17 protein-coding genes and 1 riboswitch are annotated in these 21926 nt (G+C 45.2%); all 17 genes read left to right on the top strand.

The window, feature by feature from the left end; genetic code table 11:
• The first annotated feature begins 159 nt into the window (after window positions 1-159).
• Window positions 160-261, top strand: a riboswitch (SAM riboswitch).
• Window positions 262-347: 86 nt separating this feature from the next.
• The 17 genes from metK (at window position 348) to KQI39_RS07840 (ending at window position 21922) form a co-directional block, all read left to right on the top strand.
• Window positions 348-1550 carry a methionine adenosyltransferase gene (gene metK, locus KQI39_RS07920; RefSeq protein ID WP_118063653.1) on the top strand — a complete coding sequence of 401 codons (1203 nt, stop codon included), beginning with the start codon at window positions 348-350 and terminating at the stop codon, window positions 1548-1550.
• A 163-nt stretch (window positions 1551-1713) separates the two neighbouring features.
• A complete protein-coding gene (locus tag KQI39_RS07915) occupies window positions 1714-2871 on the top strand; it encodes a sensor histidine kinase (protein WP_118063651.1) in 1158 nt (385 codons plus the stop codon).
• Window positions 2864-3553: a response regulator transcription factor gene (locus tag KQI39_RS07910; protein WP_021975785.1), complete on the top strand. Its 690-nt coding sequence runs from the start codon at window positions 2864-2866 to the stop codon at window positions 3551-3553. The genes KQI39_RS07915 and KQI39_RS07910 overlap by 8 nt, the downstream gene beginning before the upstream one ends.
• Before the next feature lie 102 nt (window positions 3554-3655).
• Window positions 3656-4192, top strand: a complete 537-nt coding sequence (locus tag KQI39_RS07905) for a Uma2 family endonuclease (protein ID WP_118063649.1) — start codon at window positions 3656-3658, stop codon at window positions 4190-4192.
• Window positions 4193-4260: 68 nt separating this feature from the next.
• Window positions 4261-5700 carry an aminotransferase class I/II-fold pyridoxal phosphate-dependent enzyme gene (locus KQI39_RS07900; RefSeq protein ID WP_216417671.1) on the top strand — a complete coding sequence of 480 codons (1440 nt, stop codon included), beginning with the start codon at window positions 4261-4263 and terminating at the stop codon, window positions 5698-5700.
• Between the two features lie 147 nt (window positions 5701-5847).
• Window positions 5848-6435: a guanylate kinase gene (locus tag KQI39_RS07895; RefSeq protein ID WP_216417669.1), complete on the top strand. Its 588-nt coding sequence runs from the start codon at window positions 5848-5850 to the stop codon at window positions 6433-6435.
• A gap of 101 nt (window positions 6436-6536) precedes the next feature.
• Window positions 6537-7526, top strand: a complete 990-nt coding sequence (gene holB, locus KQI39_RS07890) for a DNA polymerase III subunit delta' (protein ID WP_216417667.1) — start codon at window positions 6537-6539, stop codon at window positions 7524-7526.
• Between the two features lies 1 nt (window position 7527).
• On the top strand, window positions 7528-8418 hold the full coding sequence (locus KQI39_RS07885; RefSeq protein WP_216417665.1) for a PSP1 domain-containing protein: 891 nt from the start codon (window positions 7528-7530) through the stop codon (window positions 8416-8418).
• On the top strand, window positions 8408-9148 hold the full coding sequence (locus tag KQI39_RS07880) for a tRNA1(Val) (adenine(37)-N6)-methyltransferase (RefSeq protein WP_216417663.1): 741 nt from the start codon (window positions 8408-8410) through the stop codon (window positions 9146-9148). Before KQI39_RS07885 ends, KQI39_RS07880 begins: the two co-directional genes overlap by 11 nt.
• Before the next feature lie 965 nt (window positions 9149-10113).
• Entirely contained in the window at window positions 10114-10977 is an 864-nt protein-coding gene (gene rsmI / locus KQI39_RS07875) for a 16S rRNA (cytidine(1402)-2'-O)-methyltransferase (RefSeq protein ID WP_114001970.1), read from the top strand.
• A 509-nt stretch (window positions 10978-11486) separates the two neighbouring features.
• A complete protein-coding gene (gene gyrB, locus KQI39_RS07870; protein WP_118063637.1) occupies window positions 11487-13412 on the top strand; it encodes a DNA topoisomerase (ATP-hydrolyzing) subunit B in 1926 nt (641 codons plus the stop codon).
• A 14-nt stretch (window positions 13413-13426) separates the two neighbouring features.
• Window positions 13427-15982: a DNA gyrase subunit A gene (gene gyrA / locus KQI39_RS07865; RefSeq protein ID WP_021976144.1), complete on the top strand. Its 2556-nt coding sequence runs from the start codon at window positions 13427-13429 to the stop codon at window positions 15980-15982.
• 15 nt (window positions 15983-15997) lie between these two features.
• Window positions 15998-16627, top strand: a complete 630-nt coding sequence (locus tag KQI39_RS07860; RefSeq protein WP_253293113.1) for a hypothetical protein — start codon at window positions 15998-16000, stop codon at window positions 16625-16627.
• A gap of 21 nt (window positions 16628-16648) precedes the next feature.
• Entirely contained in the window at window positions 16649-17359 is a 711-nt protein-coding gene (locus tag KQI39_RS07855) for a lysophospholipid acyltransferase family protein (protein ID WP_216417660.1), read from the top strand.
• A 195-nt stretch (window positions 17360-17554) separates the two neighbouring features.
• Entirely contained in the window at window positions 17555-19018 is a 1464-nt protein-coding gene (locus KQI39_RS07850) for an alpha-L-fucosidase (RefSeq protein WP_216417658.1), read from the top strand.
• 47 nt (window positions 19019-19065) lie between these two features.
• The gene (locus tag KQI39_RS07845) at window positions 19066-20382 is read left to right on the top strand and encodes an alpha-L-fucosidase (protein WP_148445774.1); all 1317 of its coding nucleotides are present in this window, start codon (window positions 19066-19068) and stop codon (window positions 20380-20382) included.
• A 97-nt stretch (window positions 20383-20479) separates the two neighbouring features.
• On the top strand, window positions 20480-21922 hold the full coding sequence (locus tag KQI39_RS07840; protein ID WP_216417657.1) for a transposase: 1443 nt from the start codon (window positions 20480-20482) through the stop codon (window positions 21920-21922).
• Window positions 21923-21926 lie beyond the last annotated feature (4 nt).

Here is a 21926-nt window from a genome sequence, read left to right as displayed (position 1 = left end):
TTACGAATATTTTTACTGTAACGGCGGATGAGAGATAAACAACAGGGAATGGGAATATTGTCTTTTTTTTATCAAAAGAGAGTTTTACATAAAAAATTTCTTGACATTTGGTAAGGAGAAGTATATTGTATGTGTTGCAGTAATTTCATAAAAGATAGCCTTTTATTCAGAGTGGTGGAGATACAAAGGATCTGAGAAGCCACGGCAACCCCGGAATATTCTGGAAGGTGCCAACCTGAGCGAGCAATCGAACAATAAGAGGATTGTTTACAGAACTTAAACAGTCCGGATTGTACGGGCTGTTTTTTATGTCTATGACCGTTGTTTTATTACAAAAGGAGAAGAACATGGAGAAAATTTTATTTACATCTGAATCTGTAACTGAAGGACATCCTGACAAGGTTTGCGACTCTATTTCCGATGCCATCCTTGACGCTATGATGGAGCAGGACCCAATGAGCCGTGTTGCATGCGAGACAGCTACTACTACAGGTCTTGTACTTGTTATGGGTGAGATCACAACCAAGGCTAACGTTGATATCCAGAAGATCGTTCGTGATACGATCCGTGAGATTGGATATGACAATGCTGATTATGGTTTTGATGCAGATACCTGTGCAGTTATCACAGCTCTTGACAAACAGTCCACAGATATCGCTATGGGTGTTGACAAGGCGCTTGAGCAGAAAGAGGATAACATGAACGAGGATGAGCTGGATTCCATCGGTGCCGGTGACCAGGGCCTTCAGTTTGGTTATGCTTCCAACGAGACTGAGGAGTATATGCCATATGCGATCAACATGGCTCATAAGCTTGCTCAGCAGCTGACAAAGGTTCGTAAAGATGGTACTCTGAAATACTTAAGACCGGATGGTAAGACACAGGTTACTGTTGAGTATGATGAGGCTGGAAAGCCGAAGAGAATCGATGCGGTTGTATGCTCTACACAGCATGATCCGGATGTGACTCAGGAGCAGATCCATGAGGACATTAAGAAATATGTTTTTGACGCGATCATCCCGGCTGATATGGTTGACGCGGATACGAAATATTTTATCAACCCGACAGGCCGTTTTGTTATCGGCGGACCTCACGGTGACAGTGGTCTGACAGGACGTAAGATCATCGTTGATACTTACGGTGGAACAGGCCGTCACGGCGGCGGTGCTTTCTCCGGTAAGGACTGCACAAAGGTAGACCGTTCTGCAGCTTATGCAGCTCGTTACGTTGCTAAGAATATTGTTGCAGCAGGTCTTGCTGACAAGTGTGAGATCCAGCTTTCCTATGCGATCGGTGTTGCACATCCGACATCTGTCAGTGTGAATACTTTCGGAACTGGTAAGCTTTCTGAGACCAAGCTTGTTGAGATCGTTCGTGAGAATTTTGACCTTCGTCCGGCTGGTATCATCAAGATGCTTGATCTTCGCCGTCCGATCTACAAACAGACTGCTGCTTATGGTCACTTTGGCCGTACAGATGTTGACCTTCCATGGGAGCATCTGGACAAGGTTGAGACTCTGAAGAAGTATCTTTGCAACAGCTACGAATAATCGTTTCAGAAGAATAAAGAGTGAAGCCCCCGGTAGTGCCAGTACCGGGGGCTTCTTGTATGGTGAGATGGGGTTTTTTATAGAAAATTTAGAGATAGGGAATATAGTTTATGTTATAATACGTGTATGTGAATGTGTGAATTTATAAAGGACGGAGATACAGATGAAGTTAAAAACACGTATTATTGTGGGCTTCGTTGCGATCATCCTGCTGCCGCTGCTTCTTTTTTCCGCAAGTCTGTACGGGTTCAGCCAGACGCAGGCGAAGCATGTGCAGGAGAGCAGCAGCCAGGCTTCGGATTCCAGCCAGATGGTCTATGATATTTCGCTGCCGCAGTCTTCCAGCAGCCAGGTGAAGCTGATGGCCAAGGATATGATCCTGACCGCAACGATCATCCTTGTTTTTACCGCGTTGTCCGTAGGGCTGTGGATCTATCGGAGCATTGCGGTTCCGCTGGTGAAGCTTAAGAAGGCTACCAAGAACATCAAGGAGGGGAATCTGGATTTTGTGCTGGAGGTTGAGGGGAATGATGAATTTTCCCAGCTTTGCCAAGATTTTGAGGAGATGCGTAAGCGTCTGAAGGAGTCCACGGAAGAGAAAATCCTGATGGATAAGGAGAATAAGGAGCTGATCAGCAATATTTCCCATGACCTGAAGACGCCAATCACTGCGGTGAAGGGTTATGTGGAAGGGATCATGGATGGTGTGGCGGATACGCCGGAGAAGATGGACCGGTATGTGCGTACCATTTATAATAAGACCAATGAGATGGATCATCTGATCAATGAGCTGACCTTTTATTCCAAGATCGATACCAACCGTATTCCGTATACGTTTAGCAAGCTGAATGTGGAGGATTATTTTTCGGATTGTGCGGAGGAGCTTGGGCTTGAGATGGAGACCAGGGGGATCGAGCTTGTGTATGCCAATTATGTGGAGAAGGGTGTGCAGGTTATTGCGGATGGCGAGCAGATCCGCCGTGTGATCCATAATATCGTGAGTAATGCCATTAAGTATATGGAGAAGCCAAGGGGGATCATCCAGCTTCGGGTGAAGGATGTGGGTGATTTTATCCAGGTGGAGATCGAGGATAACGGTAAGGGTATTGCCGCCAAGGATCTGCCGTATATTTTTGACCGTTTTTACCGTACCGATGTTTCCAGAAATTCTTCCAAGGGAGGAAGCGGTATCGGACTTTCCATCGTAAAGAAGATCATGGAGGATCATGGTGGAAAGGTCTGGGCTACAAGCCGGCTGGGGATCGGAACGATCATGTATTTTGTTCTCAGAAAATATCAGGAGGTACAGCTGAATGAGTAGAATTTTGATCATAGAGGATGAGGAAGCGATTGCGGATCTTGAGAAGGATTATCTGGAGCTTTCGGGGTTTGAAGTGGAGATCGAGAACCGTGGTGATACAGGTCTTGTACGTGCCATGAAGGAGGATTTTGATCTGATCATTCTGGATCTGATGCTTCCGGAGGTGGACGGTTTCGATATTTGCCGACAGGTCCGTGAGGAGAAAAATACGCCGATCATCATGGTTTCTGCCAAGAAGGATGACATCGATAAGATCCGTGGACTGGGTCTTGGTGCGGATGATTATATGACCAAGCCGTTCAGCCCAAGTGAGCTGGTTGCACGTGTGAAGGCGCATATGGAGCGTTATAACCGGCTGGTTGGTTCCAATGTGCATAAGAATGATGTGATCGAGATCCGTGGTATTAAGATCGATAAGACGGCCAGGCGTGTGTGGGTCAATGGTGAGGAGACGACGTTTACTACCAAGGAGTTTGATCTTTTGACCTTTCTGGCTGAGAATCCGAACAGGGTTTTTACAAAGGAGGAGCTTTTCCGGGAGATCTGGGATATGGAGTCTGTGGGTGATATCGCTACGGTTACGGTGCATATCAAGAAGATCCGTGAGAAGATCGAGTTTAATACGGCCAAGCCTCAGTATATTGAGACAATCTGGGGTGTGGGATACCGGTTTAAGGTGTGAGTGTATCGGGAAATCTTCAGATGGAGCTGCTGTATGCGCGTATGAATGCAGAGCGAAATAAAGGTGTACATTTTACCAGGTGTTTTTGAGAGGAGTGGAAATATGCCGCTGTTGAAAGAAAAAGTTTATACGATAGAGGATATTTATGCTCTGCCGGAGGGCGAAAGAGCGGAACTGATCGATGGACAAATTTATTATATGTCGCCACCGAATACGAGACATCAGAGGATCTCGAGCATTTTGTCCAGAAAAATAGGCAACTATATAGATGACAATAAAGGGAAATGTGAAGTATTTGCTGCACCGTTTGCAGTGTATCTGGATGAGAAAACAAATACTTACGTGGAACCGGATGTTTCCGTTATCTGTGATTCTGATAAACTGGATGACAGAGGTTGTAAAGGAGCTCCGGACTGGATCATTGAGATCGTTTCTCCTTCAAGCAGGCGTATGGACTACTACACGAAGCTGTTTAAATACAGGACTGCCGGTGTGAGAGAATACTGGATCGTGGATCCGACGAAGAATCAGATAATGGTATATGATTTTGAGAATGAAGATACGGAACAGTATACATTTCAGGATTCGGTTAAGGTTGGAATTTATGAGGATCTGAGGATTGACTTTACTGAGATGTGATAAAACAGAGGGGAATATCGTTTTGATGATAGCCCCTCTTTATTATTATCTGGACGAAAGGGAGAATTATGGAAGACAGATTATATAAAAAACTGGAGGCATACGGCAGAAGTGATTTTTACCCATTTCATATGCCCGGGCATAAGAGAAATCCACTGGCTGTGGATGGAGATTTTCCGGTAGAGAGGGATATTACGGAAATCAACGGGTTCGATAACCTGCATCATGCAGAGGATATTCTGAAAAGGGCCCAGGAGGATGTTGCACGGCTTTATGGTGTGCCGGAGAGTTTTTACAGTATTAACGGAAGTTCCGGGGCGATTCTGGCGGCGGTGTCTGCGGCTGTAGATAAGGGTGGTCAGATCCTGGTGGCAAGGAATTGCCATAAAGCAGTTTACCACGCAATCTACCTCAGAGATCTGGGTGCTACGTATATTTATCCACATGAAGATCCAAAACTGGGGATAAACGGAGGAATCTCACCGAGCTGTGTGGAAATGTATCTGGCAGAGAATCCGGAAATCGAGGCGGTTCTGATCACTTCCCCGACTTATGACGGGATCGTGTCAGATGTGGCGAAGATCGCAGAGGTTGCTCATCATTATGGTGTGCCGCTGATCGTGGACGAGGCTCATGGGGCACATTTTCGTTTTTCGGATTATTTTCCGGTGTCTGCGGCGCAGCTTGGTGCGGATGTGGTGATCAACAGCGTACATAAAACATTGCCGTGTCTGACGCAGACGGGGGTGATCCATCTGTGCAGCGAGCGGATAAGCAGAGAAAAACTGAAGCGTTTTCTGAGAATTTATCAGAGCAGCAGCCCTTCTTACATTCTTATGAGTAGTATTGATGCGTGTATGGATAAGCTGGAGCGGGAAGGGGATGAAATGTTCCAGGTATTTACGGACAATCTGGAAAAAGCCAGGGAGCGTCTTGGAAAGTGTAAATATATCCGGCTGGTCACTCCGGAAGTTTGTGAATGCCAGAGAGTTTTTGATTTCGACAGATCCAAGATATTGCTGTCGACAGTGAACAGCTCATTGAATGGAAGACAGCTGCATCAGATCCTCAGGGAGGAGTTCCATCTGGAAATGGAGATGGAGGCGGAGAATTATGTTCTGGCGCTGGCAGCAGTTGGAGATACGGCTGAGGGATTTCGAAGACTTTGCGAAGCCGTTGAAGAGATCGACAGGCGTGAATCGTTAAAATGTAAAAAGGAGGCGGAGGAAGAAGAACCATTGAAGAATGGAAAAATGAAGCAGATGATGCGAATTTCTCAGGCGATGGATGCGGAATCTGAGCGTTGTGCCCTTGAGGAATGTATCGGGCGCACTTCTGTGGAGTTTGCATATCTTTATCCTCCGGGAATCCCGCTGATCGTTCCGGGGGAACAGATTTCTGGACATTTCGTAAAAAATGTGAGAAGATACCTGGAACAGGGCTTTGAGGTACAGGGCCTGAGTGACCAGACAAGTGAGACTGTGTGCGTTGTGAAGAATGAAACATGAGATGTATGACAGTGATAACTGACAGTGAAAATTCTGTGTATTGCTGATCTGTGGGAAGGCAGCAAACGGATTGTCTGCTTTGGCTATGGGATATATTGGATTGGGCTGAAGTGTGAGCAGTAATGCGCGGAAAGCAGAGGAGACAGAGTGGGAAAGATTTTTTACATTATGGGAAAAAGTTCTTCCGGTAAGGATAGTATTTACAGGCAGCTGGAGGCGGACCAGGAGCTGGGACTGAGGCGGCTTGTGATCTATACCACCCGGCCGATCCGTGATGGAGAAGAGAACGGAAGAGAATATTTTTTTGTGGATGAAAATAAACTGAAGGAGTTCCGGAGAAACGGGAAGCTGATCGAGGCCAGGACTTATCAGACGGTTTATGGTCCGTGGACATATTTTACAGCGGATGACGGGCAGGTTTCCGTGGAAAATGACAGCTATCTGGGAATCGGTACGCTGGAGTCTTTTGTGAAACTTCGGGAGTATTATGGGGATGATGTGATGCGTCCTGTTTATATAGAAGTGGAGGACGGGGAGCGTCTGGAGCGTGCCCTTGCCCGTGAGAGAACTCAGGAAGTGCCGAAGTATGAGGAGATGTGCAGGCGTTTTCTGGCGGACCAGAATGATTTTTCAGAAGAAAATATTCTGAAAGCTGGTATATGGAAGCGCTTTCAGAATCATAATCTGGATGAATGTGTGAAGGAAATTGGAAATTATATAAAATCTGTACAATAGGGAAAAATAGTTTTTTTTATACAGAAGATTATGTTATAATTAGATGAAAGATGTCCGCCGGGTATGACGGAGGACACAAAAGGCAGAAAGAGGTGATTCTTATGGCAGGATTTCATGACATCATCGGCCATGACGATATAATCAGGCATTTGAAGAATGCGATAGAGACAGGGAAGGTGTCCCACTCTTATATTTTTACGGGAGAACCGGGCTCCGGCAAGAAACTTCTTGCGGGGACTTTTGCGGCAGCACTGCAGTGTGAATCAGGAGAATCTGAACCGTGTATGACCTGTGATTCCTGTAAGAAGGTGATCGGCAAGAATCATCCGGATATTATCACAGTGACTCATGAGAAACCTGGCAGCATCAGTATTGATGAGGTGAGAGATCAGGTTGTCCATGATGTGGATATCAAGCCGTACTGCAGTCCGTATAAGATTTATATTATTCCAGATGCGGAGATGATGACAGTACAGGCGCAGAATGCCATTTTGAAAACAATCGAGGAGCCGCCGGAATATGCGGTAATCTTGTTGCTGACCAGCAATATCGACAGCCTTCTTCCTACCATCCGTTCCAGGTGCGTGCGTCTGGATCTGAAAGTAGTGGATGATGGTCTTGTGAAAAAATATCTGATGGAGCATCTTCAGGTGCCGGATTATCAGGCTGAGATCGATGCGTCCTATGCACAGGGCAGCATTGGCAAGGCGAAGGAGGCCGCTACTTCCCAGGAGTTTGCGGATATGACGGCCAATGCACTGAAGATTTTGAAATATGCCAATTCCATGGAAGTTTATGAGCTGACAGAGGCAATTAAGACTCTGACTGCTGATAAGAATAATATCAATGATTACCTGGATATTTTTCAGTTCTGGTTCCGCGATGTTCTGATGTTTAAGGCAACAAGGGAAATTGACAACCTGGTTTTTAAACAGGAGATTAATTTTATCAGAGAGCAGGCCAGCGAGCGTTCTTATGAGAATATCGAAAAGATCCTTGAAGCACTGGAGAAGACCAAGGTGCGTCTCCGTGCCAATGTTAATCTCGAACTTGCCCTGGAGCTCCTGTTCCTGACAATTAGGGAGAAATAGAATGGAAATGGTAGTTGGAGTTAGATTTCGTAACGTTGGTAAGATTTATTATTTTAATCCGAAGAACTATAAGGTGAAGGTCGGCGATCATGTGATCGTGGAGACTGCCCGTGGTGTGGAGTATGGCCGTGTTGTTCTGGAGCCGCGCAGTGTGAAGGAGGACGAGGTGGTGCATCCGCTGAAGGAAGTTCTCCGTGTTGCGACAAAAGAGGACGAGGAGCATGAGGCTGAGAACCGTCTGAAGGAGAAAGAGGCTTTTAAGATCTGCAAGAAGAAGATCCGTGAACATGGGCTTGAGATGAAGCTGATCGATGCGGAGTATACGTTTGATAATAACAAGGTGCTGTTTTATTTTACAGCGGACGGGCGGATTGATTTCCGTCAGCTTGTTAAGGATCTGGCGTCTGTGTTTAAGACAAGGATTGAGCTTCGTCAGATCGGTGTCCGTGATGAGACGAAGATCCTTGGTGGTATTGGTATCTGTGGAAGGACGCTTTGCTGCCATACGTATCTTTCCGAATTTGCACCGGTTTCCATTAAGATGGCGAAAGAGCAGAATCTTTCTCTGAACCAGACGAAGATTTCAGGTGTTTGTGGACGTCTGATGTGCTGTCTTAAGAATGAGCAGGAAACTTATGAGGAGCTGAACCGGAATCTTCCGGGAATTGGTGATATAGTGACTACACCGCAGGGTATTACCGGTACAGTTCAGAGTGTGAATGTTCTCCGTCAGATGGTTAAGATCGTTGTGGATGTGAACGATGAGAAGGAGATCCAGGAGTTTCCGGTTCGTGATCTGAAGTTCCGCCCTAAGAAGAAAAAGGGTAAGGGTGGAGTTGACCACGAGGAGAAAGAGGGTAAAAAGGGAGATTCGAAACCGAATGAGAAGTGATCTTGTTAAATGCGGTGAGCGTGTGGATGATCTTCAGAATGGGTTGTTTGTGATCCAGGATCCGAAGAAGTTCTGTTTCGGGATGGATGCGGTTCTGTTGTCTGGTTTTGCCCGGGTGAAGAAGGGTGAGGTTGCACTGGATATGGGGACTGGCACGGGAATTATTCCGATTTTGCTTTCTGACCGTACGGATGGGGAGCATTTTACGGGGCTGGAGATCCAGCATGAGTGTGCGGAGATGGCTGACCGTAGTGTGAGATATAATGGTCTTGAGGACAGGGTTCGGATCGTTGAAGGTGATATCAAGGAGGCTGCCGGGATTTTTGGGGCGGTTTCTTTTGATGTGGTGACGTGTAATCCGCCGTATATGATCGGACAGCATGGGTTAACGAATCCGCATGTTCCCAAGGCGATTGCGAGGCATGAGATTCTTTGTACTTTTGATGATGTGGCCTGTCAGGCTGCCCGGGTTCTGAAGGACCGGGGGAGGTTTTTTCTGGTGCACAGGCCTTTCAGACTGGTGGAGCTGATGGCGACTTTGACGAAGTATAAGCTAGAGCCTAAGAGGATGCAGCTGGTGTATCCTTTTATTGATAAGGAGCCGAATATGGTGTTGATCGAGGCCTGTAAGGGCGGGAATTCCAGGATCCAGGTTGAACGGCCGCTGGTGGTTTATGAGAGGCCTGGGGTTTATACTAAGGATATTTTGGAGTTGTATCGGATGGTGTGAATGGGGCTGGCTTAGGGTGGCTGCCTGGTTGTGAGAGATTGGGTGGCTGCTCGGGAGGTTTTGGGCCATCGGCGCTGCGCTGGATGGCTGGGAGGTGATGGTGGCTGTGGAACTTCGGTTGGTGAAGGGACGGCGAGGGGAGGCAGGCTGCTGGTGGTGACACGCTGCGCCCCCTGCTCGGCTGCGGCGCCGGTTTGCTGCCATTCGCGCAAACTCGCTTCGCTCAAACAGTGCGCTCGGTGGCAGCAGCTATCCTCACCTCGCTGACGGGGGCTCCGCTAACGTCACCACCAGCAGCCTGCCTCCCCTCGCCTGAGATTCAAAGCGAGAGATCGCAACGCGTAGCGCACTGAGTATCGAAGAATACAGACACCTTGCCGGAAGTGAATTACTGAGAAAGTGAAGAAATGAAATAATATCGGCATAGCGTAGCGCGCTGAGTATCGAAGAATACAGACACCTTGCCAGAAGTGAATCACTGAGAAAGTGAAGAAATAAAACAACATCGGCACAGCGTAGCGCGCTGAGTATTGAAGAATACAGGTACTTTGCCAGAAGCGAACCACAGAGAAACAGAAGAAATAAAACAACATCGGCACAGCGTAGCGCGCTGAGTATCGAAGCATACAGACACCTTGCCAGAAGTGAACCACAGAGAAAGAGAAGAAATAAAACAACATCGGCACAGCGTAGCGCGCTGAATACCGAAGCATACAGACACAAGTCAACAAATAAGAACAGCGAATCCCTTGCACTACTTAAAAAAAGCCCAAGGGGTGTGCAGAGGGGGCGCGGCTTTGCGGCCCCTTTGCGGTTTTCAAAGTTCCCAAACTTAAACAAACCCCCGCGGTCAAGCGGAATATCCCCCACGGTTAAGTGGAATATCCTCCGCGGTTAAGCAAAACAACTCCCCCACGGCCAAGTGGAAAACAACTCCCCGCGGTCAAGCGAGAAAAGAGGAAAATATGAAACAAAACGGAAAACTATACTTATGCGCCACCCCCATAGGAAACCTCGAAGACATCACCCTTCGAGTACTAAGAACCCTTCGGGAAGTGGACTTAATCGCTGCGGAAGATACCCGCAACAGCATAAAACTTCTGAATCATTTTGATATAAAAACCCCCATGACCAGCTACCACGAATACAATAAGATCGATAAGGGCCATGTCCTCGTGGAAAAGCTGCTGGCAGGTACAAACATTGCGTTGATCACAGATGCAGGTACTCCGGGTATCTCAGACCCCGGGGAGGAGCTTGCCGCCATGTGTTATGAAGCCGGAATTGAAGTGACTTCACTTCCGGGTCCTGCTGCCTGCATCACTGCTCTGACTTTGTCAGGTCTGCATACCAGGCGTTTTGCTTTCGAGGCTTTTCTTCCGGCGGATAAGAAAGAACGAAAAACGATCCTGGAGGAGCTTTCTTGTGAAACCAGGACTATTATCCTGTATGAGGCACCTCACAGGCTTGTACGGACTCTTGGTGAGCTCAGAGAGGCGCTTGGCAACCGCCGGATGACTCTTTGCAGAGAGCTGACCAAGAAGCATGAGACGGCATTCCGGACTACGATCGATGATCTGATGGATTTTTATAAAGATGAGAAGCCGCTGGGTGAGTGTGTTCTTGTGATCGAGGGCAGGAGCCGCAGTGAGATGGAGGCGGAGAAGCGTGCTTCCTGGGAGGAGATTTCCATTGCGGAGCATGTGGCGATGTATGAGCAGCAGGGGAATTCCAGGAAGGATGCCATGAAGCTTGCTGCCAGGGATCGTGGTGTTTCCAAGCGGGATATTTATAAGGCACTTCTGGATGGAGAAGGTTCTGCTGAATGATCAGGTGTAATTGTGGTACGGATCGTAGGTAACGTGATCGTGGATGATTGAATAAGCTGCATACTGTGACCAAGGATTTTTGGGAACGTATGTGGCTTTTTTTATAAGATCGGCATCAGATCCGGAATACCAGAAGAAATTGTTAAAGGAATTTGGGCTTTTACCGGAGTAGCTGAATATTTCATATGTTTTAAGAGTATATTGTGCTGTGCTTTTGGATTGCATTTAATAAGATACTTTTTTGTCTGTATTTCCTATGATTTTGCGTGGAAATACAGGCTTTTTTGTGCTATAATAAACTCTGTATTCGTATGTAAAAAACGTTTATTTTACAGGTATAAATGACACTTCTGGAGCGGGTTTGAGAATTGCTTTCTGCAAAATTTGAAAATACCGTATTTGCTGAAATTAATGGATCAGGGTATGGTGCAGTAATTTCTGAAATTGCTGTGGTTCTGCAGAAATGAATTTTCAAACACGTCCGGACAGACAAGAACAGGAGGAATGACATGGGCGCAGAGAATACAGAATACGGCGCGGATCAGATCCAGATCCTGGAGGGACTGGAAGCCGTACGTAAGAGGCCTGGAATGTATATCGGAAGTACCTCCAGCCGTGGACTTCATCATCTCGTATATGAGATCGTGGATAATGCAGTCGATGAAGCACTGGCTGGTTTTTGTACGGAGATTCATGTAGATATCAATCCGGATAATTCCATTACAGTTACTGATAATGGTCGTGGTATTCCGGTTGGGATCAATCATAAGGCGGGTATTCCGGCAGTTGAGGTTGTATTTACCATTCTTCACGCAGGTGGTAAGTTCGGCGGTGGAGGATATAAGGTTTCCGGTGGTCTTCACGGTGTTGGTGCATCAGTTGTAAATGCACTTTCCGAGTGGCTGGAGGTTACTATTTATCACGAGGGTAAAGAATATAAACAGAGATATGAACGTGGTAAGACCATGTATCCGCTGAAGGTTGTAGGTGACTGTGATCCGGAGCTTACCGGAACGAAGGTTTATTTCCTTCCGGATAAGGAGATCTTTGAGGAGACTGTTTATGATTATGATATCCTGAAACAGAGACTCCGTGAGATGGCATTCCTGACAAAGGGTCTTCGTATTGTGCTGGAAGATAAGAGAGAGGGCCAGGAGCGTGAGAAGGTATTCCACTATGAGGGTGGTATCCGTGAGTTTGTAAGCTACCTGAACAGAAGTAAAGAGGCACTTTACCCGGAGATCATTTACTGTGAAGGTGAGAAGGATGGTGTATCTGTAGAGGTTGCTCTGCAGCATAATGATTCCTATACAGAGAATACCTATGGTTTTGTAAATAATATCAATACACCGGAGGGCGGTACACACATTACCGGTTTCCGTAATGCGATCACCAATACATTCAATGATTACGCACGTAAGAATAAGCTTCTTAAGGACAGCGAGCCTAACTTAAGCGGTGATGATATCCGTGAAGGTCTGACCGCGATCGTCAGCGTTAAGATCGAGAATCCGCAGTTTGAGGGACAGACCAAGCAGAAACTTGGAAACAGCGAGGCAAGAGGTGCGGTAGACAGCGTTGTAAGCAAGCAGCTGGAGATTTTCCTGGAGCAGAATCCGGCAGTTGCCAAGGCTACTGTTGAGAAATCTGTTCTTGCACAGAGAGCCAGAGAAGCAGCCAGAAAGGCCCGTGACCTTACAAGAAGAAAATCCGCACTGGACAGCATGTCTCTTCCTGGAAAACTTGCAGACTGTTCGGACAAGAATCCGGAGAACTGCGAGATCTATATCGTAGAGGGAGATTCCGCGGGCGGTTCCGCCAAGACAGCGAGAAACCGTGCCACACAGGCGATCCTTCCACTTCGTGGTAAGATCCTGAACGTTGAAAAAGCACGTCTGGACAAGATCTATGGAAACAAAGAGATCAAGGCCATGATCACTGCTTTCGGAACCGGAATCCATGAGGATTTTGATATCTCCAAACTTCGTTACCATAAGATCATCATTATGACCGATGCCGATGTTGATGGTGCGCACATCGCAACACTGCTTCTGACATTCCTGTATCGTTTTATGCCGGAGCTGATCAAGCAGGGATATGTATACCTGGCACAGCCGCCTCTTTATAAAGTCGAGAAAAACAAGAAAGTATGGTACGCATACGATGATGATGAACTGAACAATATCCTTACCGAGATCGGACGTGACGGAAACAATAAGATCCAGCGTTATAAAGGTCTGGGTGAGATGGATGCGGAACAGCTCTGGGAGACTACTATGGACCCTGAGAAGAGAATTCTTCTCCGTGTGACCATGGACGAGGCTGCCACATCTGAGATCGATCTGACATTTACCACTCTTATGGGAGACAAGGTAGAGCCAAGACGTGAATTTATCGAAGAAAATGCAAGATTCGTCAAGAATCTTGATATCTAGGAGAATAAAGAAGAATGGAAGATAATATTTTTGACAAAGTCCACGAAGTGGATTTGGAAAAAACTATGAAAGAATCTTACATCGACTATGCCATGAGTGTTATCGCCTCACGAGCTCTGCCGGATGTAAGAGACGGCCTGAAACCGGTACAGCGCCGAGTGCTGTATTCCATGATCGAGTTGAACAATGGTCCTGACAAACCACACAGAAAATGTGCGCGTATTGTCGGTGATACCATGGGTAAATATCACCCTCATGGTGACAGTTCCATCTACGGTGCGCTGGTTAATATGGCCCAGGAATGGTCAACAAGATATCCGTTGGTTGACGGACATGGAAACTTTGGTTCCGTGGATGGTGACGGTGCGGCTGCCATGCGATACACAGAGGCACGTCTCAGCAAGATTTCCATGGAGATGCTTGCAGACATCAATAAAGATACCGTTGATTTCCAGCCGAACTTTGATGAGACAGAACGTGAGCCGGTTGTACTTCCGGCACGTTTTCCGAATCTGCTGGTAAACGGTACAACAGGTATCGCTGTAGGTATGGCGACCAATATTCCACCTCATAATCTTCGTGAGACAGTTAATGCCGTTGTTAAGATCATTGATAACATTGTGGAAGAAGACCGTGAGACAGCGATGGAAGAGCTTCTTGAGATTGTCAAAGGTCCGGACTTCCCTACAGGAGCGACGATCCTTGGTACACGTGGAATCGAGGAAGCTTACCGTACAGGACGTGGCAAGATCCGTGTCCGCGCCGTAACAAATATCGAGACTTTGCCTAACGGTAAATCCCGTATCGTAGTTACCGAGCTTCCGTACCTTGTAAACAAGGCACGTCTCATCGAGAAGATCGCAGAGCTTGTCCGTGACAAAAAGATCGACGGAATCACAGACTTGAATGACCATTCCAGCCGTGAGGGTATGCGTATCTGTATCGATCTCCGTAAAGACGCCAATGCCAATGTAATCCTGAATCTGCTCTACAAACATACACAGCTGCAGGATACTTTTGGCGTGATCATGCTTTCCCTTGTTCCGAATCATGGAAGCATGGAACCGAAAGTTCTGAACCTGAAAGAGATGCTGGAGTATTATCTGGAACATCAGGAGAATGTTGTTCGCAGAAGAACACAGTACGATCTGAATAAAGCCCAGGAGAGAGCCCACATTTTGGAAGGCCTCCTGAAAGCACTTGATAATATCGATGAAGTGATCCGTATCATCCGTGGTTCCCGTAATGTACAGATCGCGAAACAGGAACTTATTGAGCGTTTTGAGCTGACAGACGTTCAGGCTCAGGCAATCGTGGATATGCGTCTCCGTGCACTGACAGGTCTGGAAAGAGAGAAGCTGGAAGCCGAGTATGCAGAGCTTATGGAGAAGATCCGCAAGTTCCAGGCAATCCTCGCTGACCGTAAGCTTCTTCTCCGTGTGATCCGCGAGGAGATTCTCGCTGTTGCAGAAAAATACGGCGATGACAGAAAGACTTCCATCGGATACGATGTATACGATATTTCCACAGAGGATCTGATCCCGAGAGAGAATACCGTGATTGCAATGACCAAGCTTGGTTACATCAAGCGTATGACGGTTGATAACTTCCGCAGTCAGAACCGTGGCGGCAGAGGAATCAAGGGTATGCAGACCATTGAGGACGATTATATTGAAGAGCTGTTGATGACTACAACCCATCATTATCTCATGTTCTTTACCAATACCGGACGTGTATACAGACTGAAGGCATATGAGATTCCGGAGGCCGGCCGTACAGCCAGAGGAACTGCGATCATCAACCTGCTGCAGCTTGCACCGGGAGAAAAGATCACAGCTGTGATCCCGCTCCGCAAATATGAAGAGGGTCATTATCTGATGATGGCAACCAAGAAAGGTCTTGTGAAGAAAACTCCGATCAGAGATTACGAGAATGTACGTAAGACAGGCCTTACAGCGATTGTTCTCCGTGACGATGATGAGCTTATCGAGGTTAAAGCTACCGATAATAACAAAGATATCATTCTTGTGACCAAGGACGGACAGTGCATCCGTTTTAAAGAGACTGATGTCCGCAGCACAGGTCGTGCATCCATGGGTGTAAGAGGTATGAATCTTACAGATGGTGATGAAGTTGTTGCCATGCAGCTGAATACCCAGGGGGATTATCTGCTGGTAGTTTCTGAGAACGGAATGGGCAAACGTACAGCAATGAGTGAGTTTGTTGTCCAGAACCGTGGCGGTAAAGGTGTGAAGTGCTACAAGATCACCGAGAAGACCGGAAACGTTGTCGGAGCCAAGGCTGTGAACGAAGAGAACGAGATTATGATGATCACAACAGAAGGTATCATCATCCGTCTGCAGTGTGCAGATATCTCAGTTCTTGGAAGGATCACTTCCGGTGTGAAGATGATCAATCTTACAGATGGTGTAACGGTTGCAAGCATCGCCAAGGTAAGAGATAAAGATCCGGAAGTGGAGGTAAATTCCGAAAAAGCTGACGGAGAGACCAACGATAACGAGGAAGAAATATCCGCAGATGAAACTGTCACAGGCAGTGAAGAAGAATAAGGTCGAGGATAAGTCATGACGACGACAAAAAAGAAACGCAGAAAAAAATCTGTGAAAAAACTGAAATATTCCAACAAAAAACTGAATTTTGTCCATGTGGCGACACTGGCAGGAGTTATTCTGATACTGCTGGTGATCATCCTGGCAGCCAGAGGCTGTGGGGGGATCAGCCACAGAACCCCGGAGGGGCTTGTGGAAAGTTATATCAAGGCTGCGGTAGAAGGCAAGGACAAAAAAATGCAGGAATGTTATGGTGCGGATAAGATTTCTGATGAGGCAAAAACAGAGATTTCATCCACGGTCAAATATTTCCAGGCTCATGGAGCAAAGGATGTAAATATTGACAGCTGTGAGGCCATTTCTGAGAGTAAAAATTATACGTATGTTTATATCCGCTATAATCTTGTACTGCAGAATGACCAGGAATATCCGTGCATCAGTACTTACCTTGTAAAAGTGCAGGATAAGAAATATTATCTGTATTCGCCGGCTGAGATCTCAGATGAGATCAGCCAGCAGGCTGCGGCAGATTATCAGAAATTTATGCCCACCAAAACTTATACAGACTATACCAAGGCTTATGAGGTCTTTCTGAAAAAGAATCCGGGATATGAAGATAAAATCGCAGGGAAACTGAACGGATAAAACAGGCAGGAGGACATAAGAATGAAGCGAATTTTGCTGATGGTGATCAGGAATCTGATCTTTGTTCCCTACTGGTGGATCAAACTTTGCTGGTATGCGGCGCATACCGACGATTATCCTGAAGCAGAGAAATATGCATTCCTGAGACATGTGGATGATCATGCGATCAAAGGTGGAAATATCCATATTGATGTGCATGGGCAGGAAAACATCCCCAAGGAAAACGGATTTATGTTTTTTCCGAATCACCAGGGACTGTTTGATGTACTGGCGATCATTAAAGCCTGCCCGGTTCCTTTCTCTGTGGTAGCTAAGAAAGAAGTGGGAGATATTCCATTCCTGAAGCAGGTTTTTGCCTGTATGAAGGCCTTTATCATTGACAGGGAAGACCTGAAGCAGTCCATGCAGGTCATTGTCAATGTAATACGGGAAGTGAAGGCTGGTCGTAATTATCTGATCTTTCCGGAGGGAACCAGAAGTAAAAACGGAAATCATCCGGGGCCGTTCAAGGGCGGCAGCTTCAAGACTGCCACCAAGACGAAATGCCCGATCGTTCCGGTTGCACTGATCGATTCTTTTAAGGCTTTTGATACCGGCTCTACAGAGAGGATCACTGTACAGGTGCATATCCTTCCTCCGATGTATTATGAGGAATACAAAGATATGCATACCACAGAGCTCGCAGAAGAAGTGAAGAGACGGATCGAAAAGGTGATTGAAGAGAATACCTGATAAAAACAGAAAATACTCCGATGATGTTCGAATAAAAACATCATCGGAGTATTTTTTTACTTTTTGAAATGTATATATTGCATAAAAACGAAACGATTTATTTGCGGATTGTTAAATATATACAACTAAAAAGTTTGATGGTAACATATAGGCATCTGTTGAAAATGACCAAAAAATATAAAAGAGGGCTACAAAATGAAAAAAGAAGAATACCTTTCTCTGATCGATGAGGTGATCGCACAGGGACCGTACACGGATACCTGGGATTCTCTCTGTGAGCATCCTGTACCGAAGTGGTATGCAAGAGATAAATTCGGAATTTTTATCCACTGGGGTGTTTACAGTGTTCCGGCATTCGGAAATGAGTGGTATCCCAGAAATATGTACATAAAAGGCTCCAAAGAAAATCTGCATCACGAAGAAAAATACGGAACTCTGGATAAATTCGGATATAAAGATTTTATTCCGCAGTTCAAAGCAGAGAAGTTCGATCCGAAGGAATGGGCTGAGCTTTTTAAGGAAGCAGGCGCAAAATTTGTTGTTCCGGTTGCTGAGCATCATGATGGATTCCAGATGTATGCCAGTGATCTCTGCCGTTGGAATGCAGCAGAGATGGGACCAAAGAGAGATATTCTCGGAGAACTGAAAACAGAAGTTGAAAAAGAGGGAATGGTACTTGGTGCTTCTACTCACAGAGCAGAGCATTACTGGTTCTTTAATGGCGGACGTCAGATTCCTGAATCTGATGTCAATGATCCGGAGTATGATGATCTTTACGGACCGGCAGCAGGAATCAGCAGAGATATCAGTAGCATTTATGACAATCCTCCTTCAGAGGAGCATATGCAGGACTGGCTTGTTCGTACATGTGAGATTGTAGATAAATATCAGCCTTCCATCGTATATTTTGACTGGTGGATTCAGCAGTATGCATGGAAACCGTATCTCCGTAAATTTGCGGCATACTATTACAACCGTTCCGCACAGTGGGGAAAAGAAACGGCCATTGATGCGAAATTTGACGCATATGTTTATGGCAGTGCTGTAAATGATCTGGAAAGAGGCCAGTTAGACCATATCACACCGGATCTGTGGCAGAATGATACCTCTGTGGCAAAGAATTCCTGGGGTTACACTGTTGGAAATGATTACAAAAAGCCATCAGATGTAGTTCTGGATCTTGTTGACGTAGTCAGCAAAAACGGCGCGCTTCTTCTGAACATCGGACCGAAACCGGATGGAACCATTCCGGAAGAAGATGCACATATTCTGAGAGAGATGGGAAAATGGCTGAAAGTAAATGGTGAGTCCATATATGGAACCAGATACTGGAAAGTATTTGGTGAGGGACCAACTGTAGTTCCGGAAGGACATTTTACAGACACTTACGACAAGCACTTTACTTCTGAGGATATCCGTTTCACAAGCAAGAGCAATCATATTTATGCTACCGTACTTCACTGGCCGGAAGATGGAGAAATTCATATTAAATCCCTTGGAAATGAGATGAAACTTCTGAAGTCTTCCATTAAGGATATTGAGATTCTGGGAACAGATCTTCATCCGTCTTATTCAAGAAACAAAACTCTGGATATTTCCTGTGGAAAAGTTATTGAGCCAGGAGATATGCCGGTTGTATTAAAGATTACAATTGAATGATAATACAATAAAAGTCTGAACAGACAGAAAGGACATGGGACTGTATTATGGAAAGATATAAGGGAAACTGGAACTCTGTAAATACACATACCGTTCCAAAATGGTATGAGGACTGTAAATTCGGAATTTTTATTCACTGGGGAATTTATTCTGTACCGGCTTTTGCGCCACATACATGGGAACTGGGAGAAGTTGATTCCAAAGAGTGGTTTGCGGATAATCCTTACGCAGAGTGGTATTATAATTCTCTGAACATAGGAAAAGGCCCGACATATGAGCATCATATGGAAAAATACGGAAAAGATTTCAAATATGAAGATTTTATTCCTATGTGGAAAGCTGAAAACTGGGATCCGAAACAGTGGGCAGAGATTTTTAAAGAAGCAGGTGCAGAGTATGTTGTTCTGACAACCAAGCATCATGATGGATTCTGCCTGTTCCCGAGTAAGTATACACACTTTAACTCTGTGGAAATGGGACCGAAGAGAAATATCACCGGTGAGCTGACAGAGGCTGTCCGGGATGCAGGTATCCGTATGGGGCTGTATTATTCAGGACTGATTGACTGGCAGTATGCAAATGATCCTATTTTTGAGGATGATGATCTGTTTGGAACAGCCAGCCCGACATTTGCATATGCAGATTATTCATACAACCAGATGAATGAACTGGTAGATGATTATGCACCAAGCGTTTTCTGGAACGATATCGGATGGCCGAAACAGAGCGAAGAGATGATGCCGTATTTCCTGGCACATTATTATAACAAAGTGCCGGAAGGTGTAGTAAACGACCGTTTCAATGACCGTTACCATGACTTTCTTACCAAGGAGTACAAATCCGGTTCTGTGAATCGAAAAGAGAAATGGGAAATGTGCCGTGGAATGGGATTATCCTTCGGTTATAATGCCAATGAAGGTGATGACAAACTGATTTCTGTTCCAGATCTAATTTCACTTCTGGTAGGAACTGTTGCAAACAATGGAAACCTGCTTCTGAACATCGGACCAAAAGCAGACGGAACAATTCCGGAAGAACAGGTAAAGAGGCTGAAGATTCTTGGCGCATGGCTGAAAGTTAACCATGATGGTATTTATGGCACACGCTGCAGCGACCGCGAATCTGAGATGCTGGAGAATGGAATTGAGCTGCATTATACACAGAAAGAGGGAAATCTCAATGTGTTTGCAGATCATCTGAAAGAGGGAGCAAATGAGTTCCTGATCAAAGGTTATCATGGACAGCTGAGACCATTTGATCCAAGTGTTAAGGTAGAAACAACAGACACAGAAGAGGGTCTTCTGGTTAAGATTCCGGAGTACAGAAAAGAACTGTATGTAGTTGGACTTACCAACAAACTGTAATTAAGATTATAAGATAAGGGGCTGTAAAAAAACTCCCCTAACAGAAAAATCGCCCAGACCGTGTGTGGTCTGAGCGATTTTTTGGTATAATGTATTTATGCTACTAAACCAAAATACCAATAATAATTATACAGCTCGTCAACTGAAATTACCATTAGAAATCGAAAAATTAATTGATATTTCTGACCCGGTATACACTTTTTTTGAAGTTATGGACCACATCGACCTATCAGGATATTTTGTAGAGAAAGGCTACAAAACAGGCCGTCCAAGATGTGATGAACAAAAACTGCTTAAAGTGATACTCTTTGCTTTTATGGAGAATGGCGTTTGTTCGTTGCGCAAAATCGAGAAGCTCTGTCATAATGATATTCGATATATGTATCTTCTGGATGAAATGAAAGCACCTACTTTTGCTACATTCGGAAATTTTATCCGAAACAAACTGACAGCTTCCATAGAGCAGATATTTACAGACATAAATACATACATTTTTACAAAGGATCATGTGGATCTGCAGCATACATACATTGATGGTACAAAAATAGAGGCAAATGCCATTGGTTATGTTTCTGAATTACTGGCGATGTATAAGGAAGAAACAGGCATTGATGAAAACTCCTTTGTTTCCGGCTGTGGACACAGAAAAAGTATTCAGCAAAAACAATATCAGGAATTGGAAGGATATTTAAAACGCTTAAAAACTTATGTGCATCATATAGAAATCTGTGGTAATGAAAGAAACAGCTATTCCAAGACCGACCAGGATGCGACTTTTATGCGTCTGAAACGAGATTACATGGGGAATGACCAGCTTCTACCGGCATATAACTTACAGGCTGCCATCTGTGACGAGTACATAGCCGTAATTGATGTAAAACCATATGCATCCGATATGGAATGCTTTGTACCCTTGATGGAAAAATTCAGCCGCACATACGGTCATTATCCGAAATATCCGGTTGCTGATGCAGGATACGGTTCTTACAATAATTATCTTTATTGTGAAGAACATGGCATGGAAAAATACATGAAATTTACCATGTACAAAAAGGAAACAACGGACAAAAAATACCATGAAAATCCGTATCGTGCTGTAAACTTTTCAAAAGATGCGGATGGAAATCTTATTTGTCCAAACGGGCAGAAATTTCTCTTTAAGAGAAGACAGCATGTGAAATATAATAAATATGGGAGAACAGAAGAACTATATGAATGCGAATCTTATGAAGGATGCCCTCATAAGCAGGAATGTTGTCCAAGAGCATGCAAAAACCGAACAATCCGAATGAATGAAGAATTAACTGCCATCCATCAGGAAGTACTGAAAAATCTTGAGTCCATACACGGTGCTCTTTTAAGAATGAACCGAAGCATTCAGTCCGAAGGTACCTTTGGTGTGTTAAAGTGGGACAGATCGTATAAAAGATTATTCCGAAGAGGCGAGAAAAATGTAATTCTCGAACTTACACTGATCTCATGTGGATTCAATCTTTATAAATATCACAACAAGAAGCAAAGACAAATGAAAGTTGCTTAAAACT

This window comes from Blautia sp. MSJ-36, from assembly GCF_018917985.1.
Lineage (GTDB): Bacteria > Bacillota > Clostridia > Lachnospirales > Lachnospiraceae > Blautia_A.
This window is presented reverse-complemented; position numbering and strand designations above follow the sequence as displayed.

Coding starts and splice junctions, on each gene's coding strand:
- metK (WP_118063653.1), top strand. CDS start 348: ATGGAGAAAATTTTATTTACATCTGAATCTGTAACTGAAGGACATCCT.
- KQI39_RS07915 (WP_118063651.1), top strand. CDS start 1,714: ATGAAGTTAAAAACACGTATTATTGTGGGCTTCGTTGCGATCATCCTG.
- KQI39_RS07910 (WP_021975785.1), top strand. CDS start 2,864: ATGAGTAGAATTTTGATCATAGAGGATGAGGAAGCGATTGCGGATCTT.
- KQI39_RS07905 (WP_118063649.1), top strand. CDS start 3,656: ATGCCGCTGTTGAAAGAAAAAGTTTATACGATAGAGGATATTTATGCT.
- KQI39_RS07900 (WP_216417671.1), top strand. CDS start 4,261: ATGGAAGACAGATTATATAAAAAACTGGAGGCATACGGCAGAAGTGAT.
- holB (WP_216417667.1), top strand. CDS start 6,537: ATGGCAGGATTTCATGACATCATCGGCCATGACGATATAATCAGGCAT.
- KQI39_RS07885 (WP_216417665.1), top strand. CDS start 7,528: ATGGAAATGGTAGTTGGAGTTAGATTTCGTAACGTTGGTAAGATTTAT.
- KQI39_RS07880 (WP_216417663.1), top strand. CDS start 8,408: ATGAGAAGTGATCTTGTTAAATGCGGTGAGCGTGTGGATGATCTTCAG.
- rsmI (WP_114001970.1), top strand. CDS start 10,114: ATGAAACAAAACGGAAAACTATACTTATGCGCCACCCCCATAGGAAAC.
- gyrB (WP_118063637.1), top strand. CDS start 11,487: ATGGGCGCAGAGAATACAGAATACGGCGCGGATCAGATCCAGATCCTG.
- gyrA (WP_021976144.1), top strand. CDS start 13,427: ATGGAAGATAATATTTTTGACAAAGTCCACGAAGTGGATTTGGAAAAA.
- KQI39_RS07860 (WP_253293113.1), top strand. CDS start 15,998: ATGACGACGACAAAAAAGAAACGCAGAAAAAAATCTGTGAAAAAACTG.
- KQI39_RS07855 (WP_216417660.1), top strand. CDS start 16,649: ATGAAGCGAATTTTGCTGATGGTGATCAGGAATCTGATCTTTGTTCCC.
- KQI39_RS07850 (WP_216417658.1), top strand. CDS start 17,555: ATGAAAAAAGAAGAATACCTTTCTCTGATCGATGAGGTGATCGCACAG.
- KQI39_RS07845 (WP_148445774.1), top strand. CDS start 19,066: ATGGAAAGATATAAGGGAAACTGGAACTCTGTAAATACACATACCGTT.
- KQI39_RS07840 (WP_216417657.1), top strand. CDS start 20,480: ATGCTACTAAACCAAAATACCAATAATAATTATACAGCTCGTCAACTG.